The 5,734-nt window shown below is 60.5% G+C and carries 5 protein-coding genes; 4 read left to right on the forward strand and 1 reads right to left on the reverse strand.

Features of this window, described 5'->3' with window-relative positions:
• The first annotated feature begins 28 nt into the window (after nucleotides 1-28).
• From AC2FM5_RS19045 to AC2FM5_RS19060, 4 genes are read left to right on the forward strand one after another with little or no spacing between them, the layout of a single operon-like run.
• The gene (locus AC2FM5_RS19045; protein WP_170439563.1) at nucleotides 29-1,153 is read left to right on the forward strand and encodes an ABC transporter permease; all 1,125 of its coding nucleotides are present in this window, start codon (nucleotides 29-31) and stop codon (nucleotides 1,151-1,153) included.
• Nucleotide 1,154: 1 nt separating this feature from the next.
• The gene (locus AC2FM5_RS19050; RefSeq protein ID WP_170341340.1) at nucleotides 1,155-1,970 is read left to right on the forward strand and encodes an ABC transporter ATP-binding protein; all 816 of its coding nucleotides are present in this window, start codon (nucleotides 1,155-1,157) and stop codon (nucleotides 1,968-1,970) included.
• A gap of 5 nt (nucleotides 1,971-1,975) precedes the next feature.
• Nucleotides 1,976-3,292, forward strand: a complete 1,317-nt coding sequence (locus AC2FM5_RS19055) for an MlaD family protein (protein WP_170444973.1) — start codon at nucleotides 1,976-1,978, stop codon at nucleotides 3,290-3,292.
• Nucleotides 3,289-3,945: an ABC-type transport auxiliary lipoprotein family protein gene (locus AC2FM5_RS19060; protein WP_170365932.1), complete on the forward strand. Its 657-nt coding sequence runs from the start codon at nucleotides 3,289-3,291 to the stop codon at nucleotides 3,943-3,945. Before AC2FM5_RS19055 ends, AC2FM5_RS19060 begins: the two co-directional genes overlap by 4 nt.
• Before the next feature lie 17 nt (nucleotides 3,946-3,962).
• Here AC2FM5_RS19060 and AC2FM5_RS19065 read toward each other — a convergent pair.
• On the reverse strand, nucleotides 3,963-5,734 hold a 1,772-nt coding region (locus AC2FM5_RS19065; RefSeq protein WP_496737503.1), incomplete at its 5' end, for a vWA domain-containing protein.

A 5,734-nucleotide genomic window follows, 5' to 3' on the forward strand; every position in this document is an offset into this window, starting at 1 on the left:
CAGGAACGGTTTCCCGTCTGATACCGGCATGACGAAACCCTCGATTGCAGTCGAACAGGAAGGCGGCACAGCGCGCGTGATTGTGTCTGGCGAAATGCTGACACAGTCGTTGAGCGCCGTCGAAGACGCCTTTCGCGCCACCCGTCCGGATGCGGCGCATGTGACGGTCGACATGTCCGACATCGATGCGCTGGACACCGGCGGCGCGTGGCTGATCGCGGACCTGAAAAACCGCTGCGCAGCCATGGGGGCGACCGTGGCTTTCGACGGGTTGAAACCGGCACATTCCGCGCTGCTGGAAACCGTCTCGGAGAACATTCCCAAGGACATTCCCGCCGAAGCCCCGCCAAAAGGCTTCATGCCTTGGCTTGAGAGCCTGGGCCAATCAACAGTGGGCGCCGGGCGCGACACCATGTCGATCCTCGGCTTTCTGGGCCTGACCCTGCACCGGCTGGGCCGCACGATGATCATGCCGTGGCGCCTGCGCCGCGCCGCGGTCGTGTCACAGATGGAGGAAACCGGGTTCAAGGCCCTGCCCATCGTGGCGCTGATGGGATTTCTGATCGGCGTGGTGCTGGCTTTTCAGGGGGCCACCCAGTTGAAACAGTTCGGCGCGGAAATTTTCGTGGTCGAGCTGATCTCGATCTCGGTATTGCGTGAGCTGGGTATCCTGCTGACCGCCATCATCGTGGCTGGTCGATCCGGCTCGGCCTTCACGGCCTCGATCGGCTCGATGAAAGTGCAAGAAGAAATCGACGCCATGCGCACATTGGGTCTGGACCCGATCGAGGTGCTCGTCATTCCACGGGTTCTTGCACTGCTGATCATGCTGCCGATACTGGGCTTCGTGGCCGATATCGCCGGCCTTTTTGGCGGCGCCCTAATGAGCTGGATCGATCTGGGCGTCAGCCCCGGAATGTTCATTACGCGCCTGAAGGAAAACACCAGCGTCTGGCACCTGGCGGTTGGGCTGATCAAGGCGCCGTTCTTTGCCATGGTCATCGGGGTAATCGCCTGTTGGCAGGCAATGCAGGTCAAGGGTTCCGCCCAAAGCGTCGGCCAACGCACCACCGCGTCAGTTGTTCAGTCGATTTTCATGGTCATTGCCATTGACGCGCTGTTTTCCATTTTCTTCTCCGAGATCGGTGTCTGACATGGATGGATCTGCTCAGACATCGACCGCCAAGCTGGACGCGCAGCGCGAAGCGGTGATCCGTGTGCGCAATCTGCGCAACCAGTTCGGTCCGCAGGTGGTGCATGACGACCTGAACCTGGATGTCTGGCGCGGCGAAGTGCTGGGCATTGTCGGCGGGTCCGGGACCGGCAAGTCCGTCCTTCTGCGCACCATCGTCGGGCTGAACAAACCCGCGGCAGGCAGTATCGAAGTTTTGGGTGTCGACGTGCTGAACGGCCCCGAGGCCGACCGACGCCGCATCGAGAAACGCTGGGGCGTCGCCTTTCAGGACGGGGCACTGTTTTCCTCTCTGACCGTGCTTCAGAACGTCATGGCCCCGTTGCGCGAACACACCGGCCTGAGCGAGAGCTTGATGCGGGCGCTCGGCAGCCTCAAGATCAGCCTTGTGGGGCTGCCGCAGCTGAGTTGTGGCAAGTTCCCGTCAGAGCTGTCAGGCGGGATGCGCAAGCGGGCCGCGCTGGCCCGGGCGCTGGCATTGGACCCCGAGATCGTGTTTCTGGACGAACCCACCGCCGGGCTGGATCCCATCGGCGCCGCGGCCTACGACGAATTGATCGGAGAATTGCAACAGGCCTTGGGGTTGACCGTTTTCATGGTAACACATGACCTGGACAGCCTGTACGCGATCTGCGACCGCGTTGCGGTTCTTGCGGAAAAGCGCGTGCTGGTGGAAGGTCCGATTGAAGACATGACCAAGGTCGACCACCCTTGGGTGCAGGAGTACTTCACAGGTCCCCGGGCCCGCGCGGCGCAACAGAAGGGGCAGGACAGGTAGAGGCGATGGAAACCCGGGCGAACTATATCCTGATCGGCGCGTTTACACTGGCGGGCATCCTGAGCGCGTTCGGCTTCTTCCTGTGGCTGGCCAAGTTCGAAGTCACGCGCCAATACGCTTACTATGACGTGCTGTTCGACAACGTGTCGGGCCTGTCAGCCGCCGGTGGCGTCAGCTACAACGGTCTGCCCGTGGGACAGGTGATTTCGCTGGACCTGGATGACGATGACCCGTCCAAAGTAAGGGTCCGGCTTGAGGTCGATGCAGGCATTCCGGTGACCACGGACACGATCGCGCAGTTGCAGTCGCTGGGAGTGACCGGCGTTAGCTATGTCGAGTTGTCGGGCGGATCGCCCGATGCCGAACGGCTGCCGCAGAACAGCGTCATCAAAAGCAAGCGCAGCGCCATCCAATCCCTGTTCGAAGGCGCACCCAAGGTCCTGGACGAGGCGGTGACCTTGCTGGAGAACCTGAACGCAGTGGTGGATGACAACAATCGCAAGGCCGTGTCGGACATTCTCGACAACCTGGCTTCGGCCTCGGGCCGGCTGGACAAGACCCTGAACGATTTTGAATCCCTGTCCAGCGATCTGGGCGGCGCGGCAAAGGACATCGGGGCCTTCACCAAACGCCTGGATCAGTTGGCCGATACCGCAGAGACCACGCTGACCACCGGAACTGATACGCTGAACAGCATCAAAACGGCCTCGGAATCGGCGAAAACCGCACTGGACAGCGCGAACCAGACGCTGGCCACGGCAAACAAGGTCATCGAAGACGACGTCCGCCCCTTCATCGAGCGCGGGTCGCAACTCGCGGACCGCCTGATCGGGTTGTCGGATGAAGCCGCGGTCACAATGGCAACGGTGAACAACACCTTTGCCAACGCCAACCAAACGCTCGACTCGGTGACCTCGGCCATGGATACGGCGAAAGGAACTCTGGCATCCGCAGAACGCGCGTTCGACTCGGCCAATCGCGTGATGGACGAAGACGTTGCACAGGTTGTTGACGACATCCGAAACGCCGCCACCAAAGTGGCCGAAACGGTAACGAACGTGACCGACAAGATCGACCAGATTTCAGCGGACGTTCTGAGCGCGTCGCAATCGGCATCGGACCTGTTGGGAACGATTGACGGCATCGTTCAACAAAACCGCCGGCAGGTTTCAGACTTCCTGCGGGTCGGACTGCCACAATTCGTTCGTTTCGTGGAAGAATCCCAACGCCTTGTCATCAGCCTGGACCGTCTTGTCGACAAGGTCGAGCGCGACCCCGCGCGTTTCCTTCTGGGCACCCAAGCATCGGAGTTCCGTCAATGATCAGGCCCCTTCTTCTGACCCTTGCAATCACGACGCTGGGCGGATGTGCCGGTCTGGGCACGTTGAAACAGGCCTCGAAACCGAACGACCTGTATCTGCTGACCCCCAAGAGCACGTTCTCGCAGTCTTTGCCCCGGGTGCAGAAACAGATCGTCATCCAGGAACCCACTGCGACCGCTGCGGTGAACACCGACCAGATTGCCGTGCAGCCGACGCCCCTGCAGGTCCAGTATCTGCCGCGTGCCCGGTGGGTGGACCGAGCACCTTTGATCGTTCAGGCGTTGATGGTCGAAAGCTTTGAAAACAGCGGTCGCGTCGCCGCCGTGGGTCGTTCGACGGTCGGCCTGCGCGCCGACTACGTCATCGTTCCGGACCTGCGCGAGTTTCAAGGGATTGTCGTCGGAGAAACCGAAAACTCGAAAACCGTAAAAATCGAAGTGCGAATGAACATCAAGATCATCGACGAGTTCGAAGACAAGATCATCGCTTCAAGCTCGTTCCAGGAAGCCGTTGTCTCGACCAGCGACGAGACGCCGGATCTTGTTACCGCTTTTGACACCGCCTTGGGCAAAACCATGCGAGACGCAGTTGAGTGGAGCGTGCGGAAGATTCATTCGCACGCTGCCAACAATCCGCGCCCGTCGTTGAACTGACACGGATTGCCCACCCTTTATTTTGACAGGGATTGCGCCAGACGCATCAGGGTCACGGCTTCGGTCCGGTACCCGAAAGGATCGGCCCCACGGGCTGTGTTGCCCATCGCGATTGCATCATCATAGCTCCAGTCGGACAGGTAAGTGCCGCCGCGCAACAACTGGCCGAAACCTGCAATCGCGACGGAAAACCTCACGTCGTCCGTCTGGCGGCCCTGCCCGTCCAAGATCGGTTGCTCGATCAACTGGCCGCGCGTGTCGCCGGGTGTTTTGTACCGCAGCTTGAAATAGCCGATTTCATCACTGTCCGAAGCGGGGGCGGTATTTCCATACCGCAGCGGTGCATTGCGAATTGCGTTGGAGCCGACCGGCGTGACTTCGTAAATCGCGGTTACGCTGTGGCCTGCACCTATGTCGCCCGCATCAACAGTGTCATTCGAAAAGTCCTCGCGGCGCAAAGCGCGGGTTTCGTACCCGATCAGGCGGTATTCGGCGATTTGGGCAGGGTTGAATTCGACCTGAATCTTGACGTCGTTGGCAATCGGAAACAGCGCACCGGTCAGTTGGTCAACCAGCACTTTGCGGGCCTCACCCAGCGTGTCGATGTAAGCCGCCTGTCCGTTTCCGTTCTGGGCCAGGGCCTGCATCGTCGCGTCATCAAGGTTACCGCGCCCGAAACCCAGAACGCTCAGATATGTTCCGCTGTCGCGCTTGTCAGAGATAAACTCCTTGAGAGCTTCGGGATCGGACAGGCCAACGTTGAAATCCCCGTCCGTGGCCAGAATGACTCGCGTCACCTCGCCCTCGGCGGCCATGTCTGCAGCAACCTGATAGGCTTGCTGAAGCCCGGCTTGTCCCGCTGTGGATCCGCCCGCGTCCAAGTGTTCGAGCGCCCGCAGGATCTTGGCCTGATCGGCTGCAGATGTCGGCTCCAGAACCTGGCCCGCACTGCCGGCATAGGTCACGATCGACACCTGATCCTCGGGTCGCAACTCGGGCAACATCAGGCGCAGGGACTGTTTCAACAAGGGCAACTTGTTGGCGTCCTGCATCGAGCCCGAGGTGTCGATGAGAAAGACAAGATTGAGCGCCGGACGCTCCTCGATCACCGGAAGCGTTCCCTGAATGCCAATATGGACCAGTCGAGTACCGGTATTCCAGGGGCTGGGCATGACCGTGATGCTTGGCTGAAACGGCACCGCGCCGTCCGGCGCCGGATAGGAATAGGGAAAATAGTTTACCATTTCTTCAATCCGCACCGCGTCACGCGGGGGCAAGTGACCAGCCAGAAGCGAGGACCTGACGATGGCGTAAGATGCGGTATCGACATCAATCGAAAACGTCGAAACCGGTTCTTCCGCGGTGACCTTGAGTGAGTTGGTTTCGACGTTTGCAAATTCTTCGGACGACTGCTCGGGTCGCGCTGGCGGACGAAAAGCGTCGCTCGAAACCGAAGGGGCCACTGTGCTGTCGGCGAGGCGACCTTGCGAAAGAAGGCTGCGTTTTGCCAGAGGTTCCCGGGCTTCATCCACAACCATCGGCGCTTCGACAACGGGTTCCTCGAGATCCATCTCGGCCGTTTCAGCGTCTGATCGACCGGTTGGCCGAACCGCCTGCGGCTGGCCGATCACCCGGGTCTCGGTACCGAACCTGGGGGACAGCACACCGTCCCGTGTCTGCGGCACGATCATGATCAGCGCAACGGCAGCGATGGCTGTTGTAGCGGCCAGCGCGCCGCGGGTCGAAATTGCATTCAACATGGCTTTGGTTCCTTCTGTCACGCGGGCCA

The sequence above is a fragment of the Ruegeria sp. BHSA162 genome (genome assembly GCF_059613385.1).